Below are 23,818 nucleotides of genomic sequence, written 5' to 3' on the forward strand. Positions count from 1 at the left end.
TAATTCCCAATACAAAAATAGTGATTGTCAGCATTTAGCTGTTGATATCCTCTGCAAGTTCTTTTGCAGCCTGACGGCAGTCTGCCATGACTTTGGCTTCATCACATACAAGCACTTCACGGTCTTTCATGAGAACTTTGCCGTTACAGATCGTTGTCTGCACCATGGCACCGTTTACACCGAACAGCAGATGGCTGTTGATATTGCCCTCGTTCATAGGAGTCAGCGGATCATAATCAATAACGATCACATCTGCTGCTGCACCTTCCTTAAGTACACCGAGTTCCTTCTTAAAGTAACGGTTTGCGATCTTTGCATTTCCCTCAAACAGCATCTGTGGAACTTCGCCCCATGCGGCATTCGGGTCACAGAGATGATGTTTGTGAAGGATGTTTGCCACCTTCCAGGATTCCATCATATCATGGGTGTAGCCATCCGTTCCAAGTCCTGTCAGGATCCCCTTATGTACCAGCTCCATGGTAGGAGGGCATCCGCAGGCATTTCCCATATTGGATTCCGGATTGTGTACGACCATGGTATCTGTCTCTTTGATCAGATCCATCTCATGCTCATTGATATAGATGCAGTGTCCAAGCAGAGTCTTCGGACCTAAGATATCCCAGTCATAGAGTCTGTCTACGATACGTTTGCTGTGTTCCTTGAGACACTGGTGAAGATCATAGATCCCCTCAGCCACATGGATGTGATAGCCGACTCCGTCCGGCTTTAATTCCCGGCACAGTGCCATTGTCTCATCTGAAATTGTAAAAGATGCATGCATACCCATCATTGCTGCCAGCATATCGCTGTCGTCCTGCTTCGCATGTTTGATGAAGTTTACATTCTCCATCACGGATTCCCGGGATTTGTCCATGCCGTCTCTGTCTGAGATCTCATAGCACAGACAGGTGCGGATACCGAGAGCCTTCGCAGCTTCCTCGATCGCATTCAGAGAACCTGTGATGTGACCAAAGCTTGCATGATGGTCAAATACTGTTGTCACACCGTTCTTGATCGAATCGATGTAAGTTGCATAGGCAGAAAGCTTCGTCTGCTCCAGAGTCAGATGACGGTCAATGTTCCACCACATGCCATCCAGAATATCCAGAAATCCCTGTGGGTGGTATCCATTCACGCTCAGTCCTCTGGCAAATGCACTGTAGATATGTTCATGCGCATTGATAAATGCCGGCATGATGATCCCGCCATGTGCATCGATAAATTCTGCATCAGGATATGCTTTCTTTACTTCATCAGTTACCCCCACCATCTTTATGGTGTTACCATCCATTGCAACTGCACCATTCTCAAGCAGTGCACAGGATGCGTCCCTTGTGATCATTCTTCCGTTTCCAACAATCAACATAAAGATCTCCTCCTTGTCTTGTGAATTTTTTCCAACACAGGTTTGTTATCATCCACAGGATTTAGATATTTTATACTAATACTCTATCATATTCTGTATTTTATTTCAACCATAATTCGCAAAATGTTTTTGTTTGTCAAAAAAATTTTGTATTCAAAAGTAATTTCTCATTTATCCCGGATACAGAAAAAGCGGCGAAGCTTTCGCTCCGTCGCTGTCTATCTGATTCTACCATATTTTTCTTATAAAAAACAGTACTGTAATAAATTTCTACATCTCAAACCATGTTATCGTTAAATCCGATGCCAATACCCTAACATACCAAACAGATTTGACATCGGAAAATAATGTAAACTGATAAATCGATGCTCATACCTTAATATAATCATCCCATCGGGCATCGGAAAATAAAGCAATCCGCCAAACCGATGCATACTACTCATAAAAAGAAGGATTGCCTAGAGACAGAGCATGATTACTCTTGCAATTACTTATTTGCAGTGGCAGTGACCTGAGTAAAATGTCGTTCTGCGTCATTCCAGTCCCGAAGCTCCAGCTCGACCAGATAGCCGCAGCCGTTTCCGACATGCCACTCATAAAAAGCTTTCTTCGGAAGGGCATACGCTTCCATGATATTCATGATCGTGCCCCCATGGACCACCAGTGCTGCCTCGGTAATGCCTTCATCTCTACAGGCTTTGAGCACTTCATCAAAACCTTTCAGATTCCTGTCCGCGCATTCTTCCTTACTCTCGCCTCCCGGAAACGGAAGGGTTCCGTTGCTGTCGATCCATTCCTGATAGTGAGGATTGTCTGAAAGTTCTTTATAGTTTTTGTTCTCAAATTCTCCAAAATCGCACTCTGCAAGAAGCGGCACTATCCTCTGCTCTCCCTTCGGAAACAGGATCGATGCGGTTTCCCTGCAGCGTTTCAGAGGGCTTACAAACAGAGCCTGTACGGCAGGATAAGTAAATTTCTCCAGTAATTTCCGTCCCTCCTCACAGAGAGGTTCATCTGTCACTCCAATATATCTCTGGTGGCTGTTTCCCTCCGTCATTCCATGGCGGACAAACCATAACTTAAGCATCCTTGATCACCGTCCCGATCCCGCAGGCAACTCTCGTTACCCGGTGGCTGTATGCTGCCAGTTTCGTGCAGATCCTGCCGACCGCCTCACGGTAGGCGCGGTCAAACGCATCGATCGGCACAACGCCATAACCAACTTCGTCTGATACCAGGATCAGATCCGGATTTACACGGATCAGGTCTTCGGCAAGGCTGCTGATATCGTTTCCTGCTTTCATTTCTTTTCGGATATATTCATGAAATCCCATGACACCTTCTGCATGGGAAAGGCTCTCCCAGTCTGCCTGTGCCCCGTTTATCCATGTTACATCTGGATGATCTTTTTCTGCCAGGGTGCTTTTTCCCTGAAAAGCCCCTCCAATTATTATTTCCATACTCTACACTCCTATATCGGATAAACTACCGTCAGGATTGCCAGTGCAAGTACCATCCATGCCTCACAGAGACACAGGAAATACCCCGACAGATCCCCGGTCGTTCCTCCAAAATATTTCATCGCCTTATGTTTATAAAAAAGAGAAACAAGCACAGCCGTCACAAAAGTCACTGCTCCCCATACCGGCTGGATCAGAAGCATCAAAGCCGCCAGAAGCACGAGATAAACGATCAGTGTATTTCGAACCGTGGTATCCTGTGCCTTGCGTGAAAACTCTGCCACTGTGCCGCCGGCGTTGGCTTTTGGCAGGGTGATCACACCGAGTCCGGAAAAACATCTCGATACTACATAGCCAAGTGCGATAAGTTTCATCGCTGTCCAGTCACCCGTGATCTGGCTGAATCCGCCATACAGAACCAGGAAATACACGCATGCTGTGATCACGGCAAATGCACCCGCATGGGAATCTTTGAGGATCTCCAGACGTTTTTCACGGTCTCTCCAGGAACTTAAGGCATCTGAAGTGTCCAGAAGCCCGTCTACATGGATCCCGCCCGTCACAAGGACTGGAACCAGGATCAGCGCCATTGCCATAAAGCCTGTACCAAATCCAAAGTACTCTCCCAGCCAGCTTACTCCCAACGTGAGGAGGCCTGCTGCTGCTCCTACAAATGGAAAAAAGCACAGCATATAGCGCATGTTTTCCTCTGTCCACTCTGCCTGTGGCATGGGAATCTTGGAAAACATGGCAAATGCGATCTTAAAACTATTCCACAGACTTTTCATGGTAAGTGCCTCCTTTTGATTTCTTGTGATAGACAGGGATTCCGTAAACTACTTCCACGACCTCATCCGCAAGATGTGCAAGCTCCTGGTTGATCTTTCCCAGATATTTCTGGTAAGTTTCCGTCTCTCCCTCATAGGAAGCCGCCTCCGAAAAGATCTCATTCGTGACGATCACCAGATTCCCCGCCTGGGCAAGAAGAGACTTCACACCTTTGAGGATCTCCTGGACTGTCCGCTCATGTGCTCCGTTTTCCTGGAACATTTCATTGGCAACAAGATTCGACATGCATTCCAGAAGGACAGTACTGCCCTTTGAAACTCTTACCTGTGCAAGATCGGTGTAGCATTCAATGGTCTCAAACCCCTTGCCGCTTCGCATATTCCGATGGCGCTGCACTCTTTTTTTGCTCTCTTCATCAAAAGGGAACATCGTAGCGATATAGACTCTCTCCGCTTCGCCAAAAGATACGACCTGATCTTCCGCAAAGGCAGATTTCCCGCTTCCGCTGCCTCCTGTTACAAGAATCATCATACTCAGACAAGCTCCTCATACTGTTCTACATGAATGTCATCAAACGTGCTCATAGACTGATAAACTGCGGTTCCCATATCAAGGAACGGGAACAGGGCAACAGCACCGCTGCCTTCTCCAAGGCACATGTCACCGTGGATCACAGCTTCTTTGCCAAGAGCCTCTAGGATCAGATGGGCAGCCGGTTCCTTGGATACATGGGAAGCGATCATATAGTCACCTACGGTCGGGCAGATTCGCTGCGCGATCAGGGCTGCCACACAGGAGATAAATCCATCGATCACAACCGGAACACTAAAGGCAGCACCGCCGATAAATACGCCTGCCATACCTGCAATGTCCAGACCACCGACTTTTGCAAGGACATCGATCGCATCCTTCGGGTCCGGCTGGTGTTTGTCGATCGCTTTTTTGATCGCGGTGATCTTGCGGTTCAGACCATCGCTGGAAAGACCTGCGCCGCGTCCTGTCATCTCCTCCACCGGACGGTCAAGAAGAACAGATGCAACAGCACTACTGGTCGTAGTATTTCCGATTCCCATCTCTCCTGTTGCAAGAAGACCGTATCCCTTCTCTTTGAGTCTTGACACCATCTCGATCCCCGCCTCGATCCCTTTCACTGTTTCTTCTCTTGTCATTGCCGGTTCTTTGACCATATTTCTGGTACCCATGGCAACTTTGAGATCTGTCGGGACTTTGGTATCTACCGCCATTCCAACATCCACCGGATAAACATCTGTTCCGCACTGACGGCACATCGTGCAGGCAGAAGTATCGCCTGTCAGGAAATTCTCTGCAACGATCGCGGTCACTTCCTGTCCTGTCTGTGTCACGCCTTCCTCTACCACACCGTTGTCTGCACACATCGCAACCAGGGCACGTTTCTTAAGGTTCATATCCGGGCTTCCTGTGATGCCCGCGATCTGAACGACCAGATCTTCCATCTTTCCAAGAGAATGCAGTGGTTTAGCGATACTGTCCCATCTCTTTCTGGAAATTTCCATTGCTTTTTCATCCAGTGGATGAATCTTCTGAAGTGTTTCTTCTAATGTCATTTCTGAAATCCCCCAATCGTATATTTAAGACCAGATTATTTTTTTCCTGTTGTAAAAATAAAAAACTTGCTGAATATGTAATTTAAAGCGAGAACGATAAACTGTGTGATGAATTTTCCCACCATGTCGTTCATTTTGCAGACTTCGACGAGGAGCCACACACCGCCGACCTCGATCACCATTGTCACAAGGCGCGCGCTGATAAATTTGCAGAACGGTCTGAAATGGTCTCTAAGTGTCTCGCATTTGTCCTGAAATACAAATCTGGAATTAACGACATAGGCGAACAGGATCGCTGTGATAATCGAGATCAGATTTGCAATATTCAGCTCCAGTCCACATTTACGGAGTACAAAAAAGCAGACCAGATTGACCAGGGTCGTGCATCCTCCAAAAAATACATATCGGATCACATCGTTCTGGTAAAAACGCAGGATCATATCTTTTAGTTTCTTCATAATCATTTGCTCCTATCTTCCATCGTGTCTGGCAGTCTCTGAAACGTCTTCTCCACCACGCATGATCCTGGAAACGATATAACGCGGACGGCGCTTGACTTCCTCATAGATCTTGGCGATATAGTATCCGATGATGCCAAGACTCAGCATGATCGCGCTGCCGATCAGAAGAAGCACGAGAAGCGTCGTTGTGTATCCTTCCACTGCATGACCAGAGAAATACTGCACCAGGGAATAAATGATCAGAAGCAGTGAACCAAGAAAACAGATTCCACCTGCCACCGTCACAAACTGAAGCGGCAATGTTGTGAACGCCACGATATTGGTAAATGCATATTTGACCAGTGACCAGGTAGACCACTTGGACTCTCCCGCTTCTCTCTCCCGTACCTCAAACTCTACAGATGTCGTCCTGAATCCCACCCAAGATGAAGTTGCACGGAAAAACATATTCCGCTCCGGCATCGCAAGGATATTATCCACCACCTGCCGGTCCATCATCTTGAAATCGGAAGCGTTCTGCATATTTACGCCTGTCACTTTGGACATGATGCCATAGAAAAAGCCTGCGCTTTCTTTGTGCAGAAAACTTTCTCTGCCACGGCTTTTCTTGACGCCCTCGATCACTTCATACCCCTGTTTCCAGAGTGCGTACATTTCTATCAGTGTTTCCGGCGGGTGCTGGAGGTCGCAGTCCATAACAGCGACCACATCTCCGGATGCCTGCGCCATTCCTGCAAAAACTGCCGCTTCTTTCCCGAAATTTCTGGAAAAACGCACACCGAGAACTGCCGGGTCTTTGTGACCCGCCTTAAGGATCTCTTCCCAGGTATTGTCGCTGGAACCGTCATTTACCAGAACCAGTTCGTAGGGAATTCCTGCTCCTTCCAGTACTTCCCGAAGAACCCTGCAGGTTTTTCCTATCATAAGTCCCTCATTATAAGCCGGAAGCACAACTGACAGCATATTCTTCATGATTTTTAAAACCTCTTTTTCTTTCTGTTTATTAACACCAACACAATGTAGCACAATACACCGATACAAGTCAAGCACAGACCGGTTCTGAGATATGGTGTCCAGTATACCAGGTGGATCTCGTGATCACCTTTCGGAAGTTCCAGGGCCATATACATGGTATTTGCTTCTTTAAGTTCTGTTTCTTCTCCATCGACATACGCCGTCCATCCTTCACTGTAAGGAATGGAAAGTACCAGTGCTTTTGTGTCAGAAAGAGAGATTTTTCCATTGATCTCGTTATTGCCAATTTTTACATCGGTCAGAACTTCTTCGCCAAGTTTGCTGGTCTGGCTGTCGATCTCTGTCATTGGCTGGCAGTAGATCTTGAGGCTGTCGAAACTGTAGACTCCCGTATTTTCAAAAGTCAGAGTTATCGTGTGTCTGCCTTTTTCGCTGTATCCGGTATTGCAGAGGAAATTATGCTTGCCACTGTATGCATTGTACTTATCTGTAAAAATCTGGATCGTTTTCTTGAGGAAACGTCCTCCGATCTGGATCGAAGCTTTCTGACTCTCCTTCCAGTAACGCCAGTTGCTGTTTTCTTCCAGCAGTTTGTTCTGCTCGTAAGTTGTCATTTTGGACCATTTTTTGTCGCTGATCATTTCTCTTGGGGAAAGCCCTTCGTAATCCAGGCCTTCCGTGATCAGATATGTCTCCGCATTTTCCTCTCCTTCAAAGACCAGCTTGAGCTGTGCATTTTCCTGTGTGACCACGACTTTGCCATTCTTGAGGCGGCAGCCTTTGCCCTCTGATGTATAATAGGAAACTTCGCGGTCATTGAAATGTGTCTCTGTCTCTGGAAGGGAACTGTCATCGAGGACCACGCCCTGCAAAAGAGCCTGCTGTTTCTCTGTCACAGTCATCTTGTCATAATCTTCTCTGGATATCCAGGAATCATAGGTATAGCCAAGCGGCAATGCATCTTCATCTGCATATGCCAGATAAGTCTTGCCATTCTTTTCTGCTTCGCCGCTGAGTCTGGAATAGCCATATGGAAGATCTGATTCCTTGCCCTTTTTGACTACAAAATATTTCACTGAAGCGAGGCGGTCCAGGATCGTCCGTCCGTCAAGATTGTTATAATGCTGTTCCCACGGTGTATTCAGGTACATCTCGTCAAAGAAATTCGCGATGCTTGAGCTTGCGACACTGAAATAATAAGCAGTACTGTTCGTTCCCATCTGCATCGAAGAGTTTTCGCTGGAATTCGTATCCATCTGGTCATAACGGTAAACCGAAGGATCATCGGTACTGAGTACCGCACGGTCAACGCCTGTTTCCAGTTTCTCCAGGGCTTCTCCACTGTCGGTGAATTCCGAGAGATAATCTTTCTCATAGGAATACTGATAATGCATATTAAACAGGATGCCTGCGATCAGGAAACCTGCAACCATCACCGTAAGATTTCGCTCCCTGGTAAAGATATTTCCGAAGGAAAGCACGGTAAATGTCGAAAGTGACAAAAGGACCATCGCCATCAGATTTCGCTGTGTCCTTGCCGCCTCCGGAAGGAGCGCCAGAATACAGTAGATCAGAAGCATCACAAAAACTTTTCGCTTTTCTGTAAGCGTAAGAGCAAAAAGTTCCGGGTATATTTTTACAAAGATGTACGCGATCAGCATTCCATAAGCCCAGATCCAGCGATTGGAAACGTAGGAAAGTCCATTCAGGACATGCCCTGCATAAGGCAGCAGCAAAAACACATTCAGAAGCACAAAACCAGCCTTGAGTGCGGTGTACTTTTTCTTTTTGGAAAACAGTACGAAAACACCGGCAAGGGAAACTGCCGTATAACCGGCAACACCCCACTGGATCATGTTTTCTCCGATCAGACATCCAAGATATTTTTCGTAGTAAATTCTGTCATAAAACAGCGGTACATAGTTCTCTGCCTTGAAACGATCCGTTCCAAACACCGGAAGAATCACCGGAAGCAGGATCACCGCAGCGATCAGTACTGCGATCACGGAATATACCGCAAAAACACCAAGCCATTTCCCGATATTTTTGATGGATCTGTCCGCAAACAGATCAAAGTAGCGGAAAATCGCATAAAGTACCATAAAGATCCCCAGCATATAAAAGAAATAAAAGTTTGAAAGTCCTGCCAGGGCAACGGACCATATAAATACATATGGTTTTTGTTTCTTATAGATCTTGTCAATTCCCAGAAGAATCAGAGGCAGGTAGATCATGGGATTGGAAAAATACGGATGTTTCATCGCCGCATAGATCGTCCATCCTGCAAAGATGTAGATCATCGTTCCCATAAAGGTCGCCTGTTTTGAATTCTTATGATAAAAACTGTATCTGCTGAACGCAATGCCAGCCAGATAAATACGCAGAAAGATCAGAAACGCATAGAGGGCTTCTGTCTTTGATGCCGGGACAAACACAGATAAAAGTGTCAGCGGGTCCCCAATCACATAATAATGTAAGGTCGTCAAAATGTCCGAACCGTAGCCAATATGCATATCCCACAGAGGCAGGGACAGCTTATGTTCTATAAACAAAGTATGAAGTACCTTTCTCAGATACTTTCCATAATATGCCAGTGAGTTGAGATGCTGTGGCACACCGTCATGGCTCCAGACAAGTGATTTCCCATTTGCAAAAAATTTCAGATACAGTGCCAGGGCAACTGCAAAAAAAACTAACGTATATAACAGGTAAAAATCTATATTTCTTTTTTTATCCAGTTTTTTATTCATGCCATTCTCTCTTATACAAATCCATCCTGCATGTATCAAAAAAGCCGCGGTACATAAAGTACCGCGGCCAATGATTCTGAATTATTCTTCTTCGCCGTACATAGCTACGAGTTTATTCAGATATGCATATCTAGCTTTTGCTTCAGATTCGTTCTTAGCAAACAGTCTAGCTGCTTTTTCAGGATTCTGACGCTGTAAGGAGTTGTAACGAACCTCGCCATTCAGGAAGTCCATGTAGTTCTCCATATCCGGTGTCTTGGAATCCAGAGCAAACTTCTTGTCTGCTGCCGGGTTGAAGCGGAAGTTGTGCCAGTATCCGCACTTAACTGCCAGTTCTTCTTCTGTCTGAGCTTTTGCCATACCTTTCTTGATACCATGGTTGATACATGGAGCGTATGCAATGATCAGAGACGGTCCCGGATAAGCTTCTGCTTCAGCGATTGCTTTAACAGTCTGGTTGAAGTCAGCACCCATAGAGATCTGTGCTACGTATACATAGCCATAGCTCATTGCGATGGAAGCCATATCTTTCTTCTTGGTTTCTTTACCGCCAGCTGCGAACTGAGCGATCGCACCTGTTGGTGTAGATTTAGAGGACTGTCCACCTGTGTTGGAGTAAACCTCTGTATCGAATACCATAACGTTGATGTCACGTCCGCTTGCGAGAACATGGTCAACACCACCGAATCCGATATCGTAAGCCCATCCGTCACCACCGAAGATCCACTGGGATTTCTTGGACAGATAGTTCTTCTGAGCAAGGATCTCTTTTGCTGCGTCACATCCACAAGCTTCCAGAGCTGCGATCAGTTTGTCTGTTGCTGCACCGTTGGTTGCTCCAACAGAGAATGTATCCAGCCATTCCTGACCTGCTTCCTTAACTGCTTCGTCTTTACCTTCTGCTACAACAGCTTCAACTTTTGCTTTGAGGCCATCACGGATAGCTCTCTGAGCAAGAAGCATACCATAACCGAACTCAGCGTTGTCTTCGAACAGTGAGTTAGCCCATGCCGGACCCTGTCCCTTAGCGTTGGTTGTGTATGGTGTAGACGGTGAAGAGTTACCCCAGATAGAGGAGCATCCTGTAGCATTTGCAATGTACATTCTGTCACCGAACAGCTGTGTGATCAGTTTAGCGTAAGGTGTTTCACCACAACCTGCGCATGCTCCGGAGAACTCAAGCAGAGGCTGTTTGAACTGGCTTCCCTTAACTGTTGTTTCTTTGAATTTAGCAACAACATCTTCTTTGATCGGAAGTTCTCTTCCGTAATCGAAGAATTTCTGAAGTCCTGCGTTTGCTTCCATGTTTTCCATAGCAAGGGCTTTTGCACCTTTCTTGCCTGGGCAGACATTTGCACAGGAACCACATCCTGTACAGTCATAAGCTGATACAGTCATGGTGAATTTGTAATCTTTCATACCTGTCATTGGAAGAGTAACCATTCCTTCTGGAGCGTTAGCTGCTTCTTCTTCTGTCAGTGCTACCGGACGGATTGCTGCGTGTGGGCAGACATATGCACAACGGTTACACTGGATACAGTTTTCTGGCTGCCATACCGGTACGTTTACAGCGATACCACGTTTTTCGTATGCTGCTGTTCCGGACGGTGTAGTACCATCAACATATTCTGTGAATGCAGATACAGGGAGGGAGTTACCTTCCTGAGCATTGATCTTGCACTGGATGTTGTTTACGAAGTCCTGAGCATCCTGAGCACCGTGGTTAGCGTGAGCCATGAAGAGACCTTCATCAGCTGCATCTTTCCAGCTCTCCGGAACTTTAACTTCTACAACCTGTTTTGCACCAGCATCGATAGCTGCCCAGTTCTTCTGAACAACGTCATCACCCTTACGTCCGTAAGTAGCTTTTGCTGCTGCTTTCATCAGTTCGATTGCCTGCTCTTCCGGAATGATTCCTGTAAGTTTGAAGAATGCAGACTGAAGGATTGTGTTGATACGTGTTGGTCCCATGCCGGTCTCGATACCAATCTTCACACCGTCGATGGTGTAGAATCTGATATTGTGGTTAGCGATGAATGCTTTAACCTGTCCCGGGAGATGTTTCTCAAGACCTTCCATATCCCATGCACAGTTAAGAAGGAATGTACCGCCATCAACAAGTTCCTGAACCATGTTGTATTTGTTTACATAGGACGGATTGTGACATGCAACAAAGTTTGCTTTGTGGATCAGGTATGTGGATTTGATCGGTTTCTTACCGAAACGAAGGTGAGACATTGTAACACCGCCGGACTTCTTGGAGTCATAATCGAAGTAAGCCTGAGCGTACATGTCTGTATTGTCACCGATGATCTTGATGGAGTTCTTGTTAGCGCCTACAGTACCATCTGCTCCAAGTCCCCAGAACTTACAGTTTGTAGTTCCTTCTGGTGTTGTAACAAGCGGAGCACCTGTTTCCAGAGAAAGGTGTGTAACATCATCAACGATACCGATTGTGAATTTTTCTTTTGTTGTGTTCTCGTATACTGCAACGATCTGTGCCGGTGTAGTATCTTTGGAACCAAGACCGTAACGTCCTGTGAAGATCTTGACATCTTTGAACTTGCTGTCCTTTAATGCAGCAACAACGTCAAGGTACAGAGGCTCGCCAAGTGCTCCTGGCTCTTTTGTTCTGTCGAGAACGCTGATCTGTTTAACGGAATCCGGGATAGCATCGATCAGTGCCTGTGCGCAGAATGGTCTGTAAAGACGAACTTTAACAACACCGACTTTTTTGCCTGCTGCTGCAAGGTAATCGATTGTCTCCTCGATTGTATCGTTTACGGAACCCATAGCGATGATGATGTGCTCAGCATCTTCTGCTCCGTAGTAGTTGAACAGTTTGTAATCTGTTCCGATCTTCTCATTTACTTTGTCCATGTATTCCTGAACTACTGCCGGAAGAGCATCGTAGAACGGGTTACATGCTTCTCTTGCCTGGAAGAAGATATCCGGGTTCTGAGCGGAACCTCTCTGGCATGGATGATTCGGGTTGAGTGCATGGTCACGGAATGCCTGGATAGCGTCCATATCTGCCATGTCTTTCAGGTCCTCATAGTCCCATGTCTCGATCTTCTGGATCTCGTGAGATGTACGGAATCCATCGAAGAAGTTGATGAACGGAACTTTACCTTTGATTGCTGCAAGATGAGCAACCGGTGTCAGGTCCATAACTTCCTGTACGGATGATTCGCAGAGCATTGCGCATCCGGTCTGACGACAGGCCATAACGTCGGAATGATCTCCGAAGATGGAAAGTGCGTGAGAAGCAAGTGCACGAGCGGATACGTTGATAACGCCCGGAAGCTGCTCACCAGCGATTTTGTAAAGGTTCGGGATCATCAGAAGAAGACCCTGGGATGCAGTATAAGTAGTTGTCAGAGCACCTGCTGCCAGAGATCCGTGTACTGCACCTGCAGCACCTGCCTCAGACTGCATCTCTGTAACCTGTACTTCCTGTCCAAAGATGTTCTTTCTTCCCTGAGTTGCCCACTCATCTGTTGCTTCCGCCATAACAGATGAAGGAGTGATCGGGTAGATAGCAGCTACATCTGAGTATGCATAAGAAGCATGAGCGGCTGCATGGTTACCATCCATGGTTTTCATCTTTCTTGCCATAGTTTGTTTCCTCCTTAAAGGTATGATGAAAAATTTTTATCTCTAGACCAGTAAGCGGTCTAAAAGTCCATTCATTATTATAGCATACGCCTTTCGGATTGTCCAATCTGGATTGTATTTTTTCTGTACATATTTACATACAAAAAAGTTACAGTCCACTTACTTTTTTGTGAACTGTAACAAATTCTCTGGTGTTTTGTACCAAAAATGACATTCTGTTCTGCTTTTCAGGAATCGGCCGGCTCTTCCATAAAGTCCGATGGAAGAAGATCCTTAAGGTTACTGCTCTTAAGCATTCCGCAAAGTTCCTTCTGGATCTTGCACAGCTCACAGTGTATGGTACACGCATGGTCACCCTCACCATTGCGCGGACACTCATATCCCGGTTCCAGACAGTCGATGATCAGGAATTCCGGATCAATCGCTGTATAAATATCGTAAAGAGTCAGATCCTCTGCCCTGCGGTTCAGGGAATACCCCCCATGCACTCCCCGAAATCCCTTTACAATCTCTGCTTTCTGAAGTTTCTTAAGGATCTTGTAGGCAAAAGGTGCTGTGATAAATTCCTTATCACAGATATCCCCAACACTCATCCTCCCGCCTGCCGCCAGTGCGCGCACGACCCTTACTGCATAATCACATTCTCTGGTAATCAACATAGTTTAAGCCCTCTCTCTGCTGTCTCGGACGTCCCTCTCCTTTGCGTCCTTATCTGTCTGCGTACCTTTTGTTTCTTACTACAGCCTATTGGTATGGATTATAACAATTTTATTGTATAAATTCAACATTATTTTTAATTTTTCAGCCGGATTTTTAATTATTTTCAACAGCTTCTTCGTTTTTCCCGCAAAAATCAAGGATTAAGTCTTGCAAAATCCTCTTTTTACTGTAAAATGAGATGTGAATGCATAAAAATAATAAGAAAACCAAGAAACCATAATCAAGAAAAGAGGTACTTTATGATTTCAGCAAATAATATCACACTGCGTGTTGGCAAGAAAGCTCTCTTTGAGGATGTCAACATCAAATTCACAGAGGGAAACTGTTATGGTCTGATCGGTGCAAACGGTGCCGGTAAGTCTACTTTCCTCAAGATCCTGTCCGGACAGCTTGAGCCGACCAACGGAGATATCGTTATCACTCCTGGCCAGCGTCTTTCTTTCCTGCAGCAGGACCACTTCAAATATGACGCTTATCAGGTTCTCGACACCGTCATCATGGGAAATGCCAGACTGTACGAGATCATGAAAGAAAAAGAAGCGATCTACGCTAAAGAAGATTTTACAGATGAGGACGGAATCCGTGCCAGTGAACTCGAGGGCGAATTCGCAGAGATGAACGGATGGGAAGCAGAATCTGATGCTGCTACTCTTCTGAACGGACTTGGCATTGATACCGATCTTCATTACACACAGATGGCAGACCTGACAGGAAGCCAGAAGGTCAAAGTCCTTCTGGCTCAGGCACTTTTTGGAAACCCGGACATCCTGCTCCTCGATGAGCCTACCAACCACCTGGATCTCCCGGCGATCGAATGGCTCGAGGAATTCCTGATCAACTTTGACAATACCGTCATCGTTGTATCCCATGACCGTTACTTCCTTAATAAAGTCTGTACTCACACCGCAGATATCGACTACGGCAAGATCCAGTTATATGCCGGAAACTACGACTTCTGGTTCGAATCCAGCCAGCTCCTCATCAAACAGATGAAAGAAGCCAACAAGAAAAAGGAAGAAAAGATCAAAGAACTCCAGGAATTCATTTCCCGATTCAGTGCCAACGCTTCCAAGTCCAAACAGGCTACTTCCCGTAAGCGTGCCCTGGAGAAGATCCAGCTTGACGACATGCGTCCGTCCAGCCGTAAATATCCTTACATCGACTTCCGTCCGAACCGCGAGATTGGAAACGAAGTACTTATGGTCGAGAACCTTTCCAAGACCATCGATGGTGTGAAAGTTCTTGACAACATCAGCTTCACTCTCGGTCATGACGACAAGGTTGCTTTCGTCGGTGCCAATGAGCAGGCGATCACAACATTCTTCCGTATCCTTACAGGAGAGCTGGAGCCGGATGAAGGAACCTACAAATGGGGCGTTACTACTTCCCAGGCTTACTTCCCGAAGGACAATACACAGGAATTCGACAATGACCTTACCATTACAGACTGGCTGACCCAGTACTCTGAGATCAAGGATGCTACTTATGTACGTGGCTTCCTCGGAAGAATGCTCTTCCCGGGCGAAGACGGTGTCAAGAAAGTCCGTGTACTCTCCGGTGGTGAGAAAGTCCGCTGCCTGTTATCCAAGATGATGATCTCCGGTGCGAACATCCTGATCCTTGATGAGCCTACCAACCACCTTGACATGGAAAGCATCACTGCCCTGAACAACGGACTGATCAAATTCCCGGGTGTCATCCTTTTCACCTCACACGATCATCAGTTTGTACAGACAACTGCAAACCGTATCATGGAAATCCTTCCGGACGGCAAGCTGATCGACAAGATCACAACTTATGACGAATATCTGGCAAGCGACGAAATGGCCAAGAAACGCCATGTCTTCCAGGTTAATGAAGAGGACGCTGCGGATAACTAAATCTTTGCATCTGATTTATTCCATATACAAGAAATCCCCTGTTCCCGAGACACTTCTCATGGAACGGGGGATTTTTATATATTTATCATTTCATGGTGATATCAGCAAGCTTCCCATTGGTCACCTTGAGAAGTGGTTCAAGCGGAACCTTGAGTGTCAGTCCGATCCTTCCGCCGCTCACATAGATCTCATCAAAGTTTCCCGCGGATGCATCATAAACTGTCGGATATGCTTTCTTCATTCCGAGCGGACTGCAGCCACCCCTGACATATCCCGTAATCTTGAGGATATCCTTGACATGGATCATGTCTACTGCTTTCTCGCCGACTGCTTTGGCTGCTGCCTTGCGGTCTACTTCTTTCTCGATCGGAACTACGAACACATAATAGCCGCCGCTTTTGCCCTCCATGACCAGTGTCTTAAAGGACTGTTCGTATGGTGCACCGATCAGGTCTGCACTGTGGAGTCCATCTATAAATTCATCACATTCATAAGGGAACGCCTCATACTTCACCTTCTGGCGGTCCAACATTCTCATTGCATTTGTCTTTGCTTCCTTTGCCATTGTGTCCTTCTTTCCTGCCTCTTATCTGGCATTTCTGTTTCGTTTTGTATTCTTTGTATTTCTTGAATTCTTTCCGGAGATCCGGTTCCAGATCTCTTCGCCTTCGCGGTCATCCTCATCCATCATTTCCTGAATGATCTGCTCGTCAAGATCCTCCTCATCGATCGGCTCGTCATCATAGTAATCATCGTAATAATCATCCTCATAAGTATTCCGTCTGACATTTCGGTTATTTATATTTCTATTATTTACATTTCTGTCATTCACATTACCGCTGCCACTGCGCCCTGTTCCCGCAGATGCGCTGGTTCTCTTTGGACGGTATACAACTGTCTCCTCCCGTTCCGGTGCCGGATCATCGAGCCTGCGCTTACGTGTTTTTTTCTCAAGCGGAACATCAACTACCTGTTTCTGCTGAACAGAATTATGTTCTTTGGAATGCTCTTCACGGCGTTTACGATTCCTCTGGGATTTCTGTTCCTCACCCGTTGCTCTTTCTCTCTTTCTGCGTGGAAGATAATCGTCTGTATCCACATAGTCTGAGCTTCTGCGAGCTTTTTCGTATTCCTGCGGGTCATATTCCTCTTCTTCGATCACAACACGGCGGTTTGTCGCAAACTGGATCAGCATACCAAGAAGGGCACAACCCACGCTCAAGCCAAGTCCATACGGAATATCTGCAAGTCCTCCAAGTTTCGCCAAGGAAAAACCTGCCATGGCGCCGCCCAGCAGGCTGGTTCCAACGATCAGGACAATCCCCGCCCACTTCATGGCAAGCACGCCAAGTCCCACGCCAAGCAGCAGGCAGAAGAAAAATACCAGAGAAGTTGTCGGATGGAAAACATAGATTCCAAGTCCCAGTCCGATGCCTGCACCGATAATAAAAATTCCGACCTTGTAGCTCAGAAAAGCGATCACTGCGAGCAGAATGCCCACACCGATCATGATCACTGCGTACATATATTTTTCCTGGATTCCCATGGTATATGCCACGCCAAGTCCGATACCGCCTCCGATCAGAAAGCCAAACAGCATCATCCAGAAGCGGAGCAGCCGGTATCCCAATACGCAATTGATCACACCAAGAACAAGAAGGGCTGCAAATCCGATCATAGAAACGCTGTCCAGAACCGAAACGGACCTGGTCTGCTCCATGGTACTCATTATCTGTTGTAAAATTCCTGTCATAACGCTCCTCCTAAAACATAAAATACATTGTTTTGAGATTATCCAGAACTCCATAATGATACTCTACTGTACTAAGCCCATACAGTCCCATATAATATCGTGCCACATCCTGAATATATTCATCTCCGTCGCTCTGAATCCACTGCCGATAAACTTCGTCAAAATCTTCCTGATTTCTGAACTTAAAACGAACTACCGCAGCCCCGTTATCCAGACGCATACAGCAAAATTCATATAGCGACTGGTAATCGTAACTGTCAAAGCATGCTCCATTTAACATATAGAAATTCTTATCTGTTGCCGTACATTCCGGTACAGGAAATTCATCCGAAGCTGTATAAACCAGCTCATACTCCTGAGGAAACGGACAGAGATAGTCATAAATAATTGTTTTGTGTTCTGCGAACTGAACAGCATCTCCCTCCAGAAACTGCGGCTGATCTCCATTGGTTGCATCCACATAATAATACTGCCCTTCTATCTGAACAATATCCCATGCATGTCCCTCATCACTGTCCCTGGTATCCCCTTCGACATAAATGCAGGGGATATCAAGCTGTTCCAGGAGGTATTGTACAGCCCTTGCATAACCGGCGCAGACTGCCTGCCCTTTCCAGAAAATCCCCGCAATATTCTGATCATCCTCAGAAGATGCATATTCTGCATGATCAATAAGATAAGCGTAAACTGTCCTGACTTTCTCGTAAGTATCTGCTCCTTCTGGAATCAGACTTCGAACTTCCTGACAGGCATTCTGCATTGCCTGCTGAATTTCTTCGACTTCCTGATCTGTGTAAGTATAGCCCGGGGCAAATTCACAGTAATCTTTCCCCGGATAGGAAGTTGTATATACTTCCTGCCGGTTATGTACCCAGAACAATTCCGGATGGTCCTTAAGAAGTGCATGATAAACCTTGTTGATCTTCGTTTCTTCTGAAGTTGTCAGATAAAAATTATTCTCTCTTTTCTCAATTCCATCTAACATTTCCCGGTAGATTCTTCTTTCATCATCCCCGAGAAGATTAAAATAATACTCCTGATATCCACCCTCGTCCGTCTCTGCTATACTTTGTTCTCGTAAATCCTGTACCTCTGAAGGTTCTCTGTCAAAAATCCCCCTCGCCACATCCATGATCACAGACTGTTGTTCTGTATCACTGCCTGTCTCTCCAGATCTGTGGATCCGTGTATTCAGTCCCCATCCCAGAACGGCAAGCAAAATCACAAACAGGCATACTTTCTGAGGCAACCTGTGCTTTCTCATTTCCCACTCCTCTGTCTTCCTGATAGTTTCTTTTTATTATAGCATACCGAAAAAAGGGTCTGTATTACGGATATTCACGAACAACCGACAAATCCCGATGTCAAAAAACCCGCGAAAATCATATACCGATCTTCACGGGCTTTTCTCAGGTGTTAATCTTCGAATTCCACTTGAATATCACTGTTATCCGGCTGCTGTGGATAAATTGCGGCACTGCCGGAAGAAACTGTCATTCCCTTTTCGAGAATTTCTTTAAGTGTACCTGTCACTTCTACTGTTGTACTTCCTGAAGTGATTCCGTCAGAAAGCCCGGCATCCTCTGTTCCTGCTTCCACATCATCCTCAAAACTGATATCAATTCCTGATGTATCTTCGCTGGATTCTTCTGCTTTCTTAGTGTCTGCTTTTGTTTCTGTATTGGCTGTGAAATCACCATCCGATGTTTCTGTTACATCTGCGGCAGTATCCAGTGCCTCTGCATTACTTGCAGTCGTTCCATCACTTACCATCTGGGCAAGTTCTTCCTGTGTCGGATAGAAAGATGGCTGACGGATGTAACGGAAACTTGCACCGTATGCCTCTCCTACTGTAACCCCGTTCTTGCTGGAAGAACAATGTACTGCGATCCAGTCGCCCGCATCTGTCTTACCACAGATGATACCCACATGATTATTGCTTCCTGATTCCGGACCATTCTGGAACACCAGATCGCCAGGCTGCGCATCCTGCTCGCTGACTACATCTGCCTTTTCCCACTGATCAGAAGTTCCATCTCCAACACTGCCTTCCATATCTGTGCTGTCATATCCATTGATGACTGCCCAGGTAACAAAGCCACTGCAATCCAGACCATAGGCTCTGGTCGTTCCTGTGCTCGGGCTTCCGGCTGCTGAAACCTTCTCTGCATTTCCCCAGCTCGGATCCTTGCCGATCGTAGTAGACTTGCCGCCCCAGAAATAGCCGACCTCACCTACCAGAGAATATGCCGCTGTAATGACATTGACACGTTCTTCCGAAACATCATCTCCAACACTCTGACGTACAAATCCTTTGGCATCTGTAACGATCGCACAAAGGAGCTTACAGTCTGTTTCTGTGTATTTCTTGAGAACAGTTCTCTTGTCCTGTGCAATATTATTCTGCTTGATGTACGTATTAATATGATAGTTTCCATAGGAAACATGGGTGATATTTTCTTTGTCACGAACTACCGGATTCATCTTTGCAAAAATCTCAGCAAGCTCATCCTTGCTGGAAGAATCCAGTTTAAATTCCTTGGTACCTTTCTGGCTCTGCTCATACACATAAATCGCCAGAATATCCTGCCAGTTTCGCACGAGCAGAGAATCCGCAGATGTAGTCATTCCATCCGTTCTGCTGTCACTGGCATCTGTCAGTTTGTTCTTTTCTTTATATTCTTTCTCAATTTCGTCCATTACAGATGAAAAATCATCAGAAAAGCTGAGCTGATAATTCTCCTTCAGGCTGTCCAGATAAAAGTCCTTTCCTGCATGAAGGTTTGACACATAATAAACCGGTGTACCGGTCTTACCTGTCACATCTGTCGTTTTCGTTCCATCTGAAATATCAGTAGTATTGCTGTTGCTGCTGTTCTGTTTCTTCTTAAGTTCTGCAATCTTTGCCTCAAGTTTTACCAGAGTCTGATAGTTGGTAACCATTGCTTTCTGTTCATCTGACAGATTATTGTAAGCTGTCCGAAGTGCCTCTACTCTGGATGCATGATTCAAAGTAAGTGTCTCCCCTGCCAGGGCATTGATCTGACTGATCAGCGCAGTCACTGCTGAATTATCTGTTGTCGGAGTCGGCGTTGGTGTTGACGTAGGCGCTGTAGTTGGAACCGGTGTCACAGTTGCTGTTGGATCCGGTGCTGTTGTCGGTTCCGGTGCCGTCGTTGGTTCTGGCGCTGTTGTCGGTTCCGGTGCTGTCGTTGGCTCTGGTGCCGTTGTTGGTTCCGGTGCGACTGTTGGTTCCGGATCTGGCGCTGTTGTTGGTTCTGGTGCCGGTGTCTCCTCCCCGGAACCATCACTCAGATCACTGCCGTCTCCAAAATCGCTTGAAGCCTCTATTCCTTCATCCGCAGCCAGAATAGACATCGGGCTGGACAAAACCATTGCTGAAATCATCGAGATGCATAAATACTTTGTCAGATATTTATTCTTCATTCTGCCAAAAAAACTCCCTTCTGTGACCATATTCCCATTTCCTGAAAGGAATATGTTAAAATCTTCTAACTTACATAATAACTGTGCTTATTTTAGCATACTGTTTTTTCAAAATCAACCGCCGGAGTGTAACACTCCGGCGGATTTGGGTAATTTTCATATTTTTTTCATATTTTCAGATATTTACTGCCGGTACACCTGATGCTACTACACGGAGGCAAAGCTGGAACAATCCCTGGAATACCTGAAAGCATACACTTAAGATATAATGGATATCCTCCTCGATCGAACGCTTGCGGTCAAGGTAAACGTTGTGACGCTCTCTGATATAATCAAGAAGCTGGTTCAGTGTATCAAAGCGAAGATTCTTCTCCGCATAAATATCTGCTCTTCCACTCTCAACAAAGACCTTGAGTTCATTCTTCAGATGCTTCTCATACGTATTGTGCTGACGCAGAGATCCGTCAAATGTCTTGTTATGCGGAAATGTAAAGTAGTCTGCAATGTAATGCATGATCTCGCCTGCTCTTCTCCAGAACACACGGTCATTGTATTCTACCAGACCGTTCTCTACCAGACGGCTGATCTTTCCCTGTACCTCGTCAAAGGTGCCAAAATATTCATGTCTCTTGGTTACAAAGGATGGCTGGATGTCCGGAAGGATATTTCCGAGACAAAATGCTTTTCTATGTGACTGTAAGCTCTCATTAGCAGGCATCTGATCTGCCAGATATCTTGCTAACAGTATGTGTGATTTCTTTCGCAAAATAAACACTTCTTTCTGTGCAAATAAATTGTTTGCTGTAACCAACATCTACTATAACAGATATCCGGCCATTTGAAAATAGAGATTTTGTGAATTTTAAATTTTTTTCTTCGAAGCACCGATCGCCATACTGTGCTGTGCCGCATGACGCTGCTCTGTCAGTTCCTTTTCGTAAAAGATCACACCATTATGATCATATGGATCGTTGAACCAGTAGCCATTCTCATCATATCCCACCAGAAGCATACAATGCTCATTGGAAGTCCATTCAAACCGCTCACCGGAATCCAGAAGTTTCCACTCCGGCCCCGGGATCTCCTTTCGCATATTGATGCAGGCCCAGAAAACTACCGGCATCCCGCGGTCAATGTACTTTCTGCACAACTCTTCTATGGAAGTTCCTGTCTCATTGACAAATGCAAAAGTATCTCCTGCCGCCCGCTCAAGTGCTCCCTTAAGTGCCGGTGCATAGCATCCAAAAGCCTCATCATCATAAGGACTTCCACAGAAAAATTCGTTCGGATCCGGTCCATAAAGTCCGTCCTCTCTCTGCTCCATCGCCCTGCACCTGAGGCAGTTCCGGATAAAACCATCTACCGTAATATCACACCCAAGATAACGGAGAAGCATGACAGCAGTGACGCTCTCGCATCCTGTCGGATATCTGCCGCTCTGGTCGATATAAGGTACTTTGATCTTCGTCATATCTCCTGTCTCTTTCCTGTCAGATATCATCTACTTTGCAACTTTGCGGAGCACAGTAAGGACCGCAAGCAGCAGGATAAGGCTGACTCCCAGGACGATCCACCATACATGGACAAAGCCTGCAAGCAGGAAGCCCACTGCGGATACCACTGCAACTACAGCCGCGTACTGCATCTGTGTCGTTACATGATTGATATGATTACTCTGTGCACCTGCTGAGGACATAACCGTTGTGTCAGAGATCGGCGAAACATGGTCTCCGCAGACAGCTCCGGAAAGAACCGCGGATACTGCAATGATCATCATCTGCATATTGTCGGCACCCGGAAACATCGCAATCGCGATCGGAACCAGGATTGCAAACGTCCCCCAGCTTGTTCCTGTTGAGAAAGAAAGGAAGATCGCCACCAGGAACAGGATCGCCGGAAGGATCACACTTGCAGATGCATTGGTGCCTACGATCGTCTTGACAAAAGTTCCGATCTCAAGTGCATCGCCCATTCCTTTCAGTGACCATGCAAAGATCAGGATCGCGATCGCCGGGATCATCATCTTGAATCCTTCTACAAAGCTGTCCATAAACCCCTTGAATGTGACAACTTTTCGCGGAAGATACAGCACGAGCATAAATAATACGGTGATCATCGTTGCAAAGATCAGACTGGTCTCTGCATCACAGCCGGAAAAAGCAGTGACGATATCTGTCGCTCCGCCAAGGAATCCTGTATAGATCATCGCACCGATCGCAGTTCCGATCAGTACCAGGACCGGAAGGATCAGATCGATGACATGACCGTTGGAAGAAATCTCTTCTTCCTTGACCTGATCAAATTCTTCTCCGCCGGAAGTAAAAAGATCTCCTCTTGCCGCATTCTGTTCATGTTTCTTCATAAGTCCGAAATCAAATCCGGTACCGATCATATAAAATACCATGACCAGGGTAAGAAGTGCATACAGGTTATACGGGATCGTCCAGAGAAAAAGCTGGAATCCTGTGATCCCTGCATCTGCCGGCACATAAGAGTTGACTGCTGCCGCCCAGCTTGAGATCGGTGCGATAATACAAACCGGTGCTGCAGTCGCGTCGATTATGTAAGCAAGTTTCGCACGTGATACTCTGTACTTGTCTGTGACCGGACGCATAACAGAGCCTACGGTCAGACAGTTAAAATAGTCATCCACAAAGATCAGGATACCAAGTCCTGTTGTTGCAAACATTGCGCTCTTTTTATTCTTGATCTTACTGCCCGCCCAGCGTCCATACGCCGCTGATCCTCCTGACTTCGCCATCAGTACAATGATCATTCCAAGCAGAACGTCAAAGATCAGAATATTCAGATTCATACTGCTCTTCATGATGTCAAACAATGCTACAAACGCATTCCACGGATGAAAGCCCGTATAAAGCAGTGCTCCCATTGCCACACCGATAAACAGTGAGCTGTAAACCTCCTTCGTGATCAGCGCCAGCGCGATCGCCAGCAGCGGTGGAACCAGTGACCACCAGGTTCCGATAAACATTGATCCATCCATTTCGTTTCC

General features: G+C 46.1%; 19 protein-coding genes. 1 reads left to right on the plus strand and 18 read right to left on the minus strand.

The features are described 5' to 3' along the window. Positions 1-34: 34 nt before the first annotated feature. The 11 genes from ssnA to DWX28_RS07025 all read right to left on the minus strand — a co-directional run bounded on the left by ssnA (position 35) and on the right by DWX28_RS07025 (position 13,664). Complete coding sequence (gene ssnA, locus DWX28_RS06975) at positions 35-1,366, minus strand: putative aminohydrolase SsnA (protein WP_118252263.1); 1,332 nt, start codon at positions 1,364-1,366, stop codon at positions 35-37. Positions 1,367-1,853: 487 nt separating this feature from the next. Further along, a complete protein-coding gene (locus DWX28_RS06980; protein ID WP_118252264.1) occupies positions 1,854-2,453 on the minus strand; it encodes a histidine phosphatase family protein in 600 nt (199 codons plus the stop codon). Next, positions 2,446-2,826 (minus strand): bifunctional adenosylcobinamide kinase/adenosylcobinamide-phosphate guanylyltransferase, encoded by a 381-nt coding sequence (locus DWX28_RS06985; protein WP_022213463.1) that lies wholly within the window; start codon positions 2,824-2,826, stop codon positions 2,446-2,448. The genes DWX28_RS06980 and DWX28_RS06985 overlap by 8 nt, the downstream gene beginning before the upstream one ends. Positions 2,827-2,837: 11 nt before the next feature. Then, positions 2,838-3,614 carry an adenosylcobinamide-GDP ribazoletransferase gene (gene cobS, locus DWX28_RS06990; protein WP_118252265.1) on the minus strand — a complete coding sequence of 259 codons (777 nt, stop codon included), beginning with the start codon at positions 3,612-3,614 and terminating at the stop codon, positions 2,838-2,840. Beyond that, entirely contained in the window at positions 3,595-4,146 is a 552-nt protein-coding gene (locus DWX28_RS06995) for a bifunctional adenosylcobinamide kinase/adenosylcobinamide-phosphate guanylyltransferase (protein WP_022213465.1), read from the minus strand. Before DWX28_RS06995 ends, cobS begins: the two co-directional genes overlap by 20 nt. 2 nt (positions 4,147-4,148) lie before the next feature. After that, positions 4,149-5,201 carry a nicotinate-nucleotide--dimethylbenzimidazole phosphoribosyltransferase gene (gene cobT, locus DWX28_RS07000; RefSeq protein ID WP_118252266.1) on the minus strand — a complete coding sequence of 351 codons (1,053 nt, stop codon included), beginning with the start codon at positions 5,199-5,201 and terminating at the stop codon, positions 4,149-4,151. Positions 5,202-5,236: 35 nt separating this feature from the next. After that, positions 5,237-5,659 (minus strand): GtrA family protein, encoded by a 423-nt coding sequence (locus DWX28_RS07005; protein ID WP_118252267.1) that lies wholly within the window; start codon positions 5,657-5,659, stop codon positions 5,237-5,239. 12 nt (positions 5,660-5,671) lie between these two features. Beyond that, positions 5,672-6,634, minus strand: coding sequence for a glycosyltransferase family 2 protein (locus DWX28_RS07010; RefSeq protein WP_022213468.1), 963 nt, complete (start codon positions 6,632-6,634; stop codon positions 5,672-5,674). Between the two features lie 5 nt (positions 6,635-6,639). Next, on the minus strand, positions 6,640-9,387 hold the full coding sequence (locus DWX28_RS07015; protein ID WP_118252268.1) for a YfhO family protein: 2,748 nt from the start codon (positions 9,385-9,387) through the stop codon (positions 6,640-6,642). Positions 9,388-9,468: 81 nt separating this feature from the next. Next, the gene (gene nifJ / locus DWX28_RS07020; protein ID WP_118252269.1) at positions 9,469-13,005 is read right to left on the minus strand and encodes a pyruvate:ferredoxin (flavodoxin) oxidoreductase; all 3,537 of its coding nucleotides are present in this window, start codon (positions 13,003-13,005) and stop codon (positions 9,469-9,471) included. Positions 13,006-13,232: 227 nt separating this feature from the next. After that, positions 13,233-13,664, minus strand: coding sequence for an RrF2 family transcriptional regulator (locus DWX28_RS07025; RefSeq protein WP_022213729.1), 432 nt, complete (start codon positions 13,662-13,664; stop codon positions 13,233-13,235). Between the two features lie 300 nt (positions 13,665-13,964). Between DWX28_RS07025 and DWX28_RS07030 the strand changes: the two genes are divergently transcribed. Next, positions 13,965-15,605: an ABC-F family ATP-binding cassette domain-containing protein gene (locus DWX28_RS07030; RefSeq protein ID WP_022213730.1), complete on the plus strand. Its 1,641-nt coding sequence runs from the start codon at positions 13,965-13,967 to the stop codon at positions 15,603-15,605. An 85-nt stretch (positions 15,606-15,690) separates the two neighbouring features. Here DWX28_RS07030 and ybaK read toward each other — a convergent pair whose 3' ends face one another. From ybaK to DWX28_RS07065, 7 genes are all read right to left on the minus strand, one after another. Beyond that, positions 15,691-16,170, minus strand: coding sequence for a Cys-tRNA(Pro) deacylase (gene ybaK, locus DWX28_RS07035; RefSeq protein WP_022213731.1), 480 nt, complete (start codon positions 16,168-16,170; stop codon positions 15,691-15,693). Positions 16,171-16,191: 21 nt separating this feature from the next. Beyond that, on the minus strand, positions 16,192-17,358 hold the full coding sequence (locus tag DWX28_RS07040) for a TM7S3/TM198-like domain-containing protein (protein WP_022213732.1): 1,167 nt from the start codon (positions 17,356-17,358) through the stop codon (positions 16,192-16,194). Between the two features lie 10 nt (positions 17,359-17,368). Next, positions 17,369-18,622 carry a transglutaminase domain-containing protein gene (locus tag DWX28_RS07045; RefSeq protein WP_227221884.1) on the minus strand — a complete coding sequence of 418 codons (1,254 nt, stop codon included), beginning with the start codon at positions 18,620-18,622 and terminating at the stop codon, positions 17,369-17,371. 152 nt (positions 18,623-18,774) lie between these two features. Next, positions 18,775-20,805, minus strand: coding sequence for an NlpC/P60 family protein (locus DWX28_RS07050; RefSeq protein WP_118252305.1), 2,031 nt, complete (start codon positions 20,803-20,805; stop codon positions 18,775-18,777). 175 nt (positions 20,806-20,980) lie between these two features. After that, the gene (locus DWX28_RS07055; protein WP_227221891.1) at positions 20,981-21,580 is read right to left on the minus strand and encodes a zinc dependent phospholipase C family protein; all 600 of its coding nucleotides are present in this window, start codon (positions 21,578-21,580) and stop codon (positions 20,981-20,983) included. A gap of 87 nt (positions 21,581-21,667) precedes the next feature. After that, positions 21,668-22,276: a C39 family peptidase gene (locus tag DWX28_RS07060; protein WP_118252270.1), complete on the minus strand. Its 609-nt coding sequence runs from the start codon at positions 22,274-22,276 to the stop codon at positions 21,668-21,670. A 30-nt stretch (positions 22,277-22,306) separates the two neighbouring features. Continuing rightward, the gene (locus DWX28_RS07065) at positions 22,307-23,809 is read right to left on the minus strand and encodes a Na+/H+ antiporter NhaC family protein (RefSeq protein WP_022213737.1); all 1,503 of its coding nucleotides are present in this window, start codon (positions 23,807-23,809) and stop codon (positions 22,307-22,309) included. Between the last annotated feature and the right edge of the window lie 9 nt (positions 23,810-23,818).

It is taken from the genome of Blautia sp. AF19-10LB (genome assembly GCF_003461245.1).
In the GTDB taxonomy this organism is placed as follows: Bacteria; Bacillota; Clostridia; order Lachnospirales; family Lachnospiraceae; genus Blautia_A; species Blautia_A intestinihominis.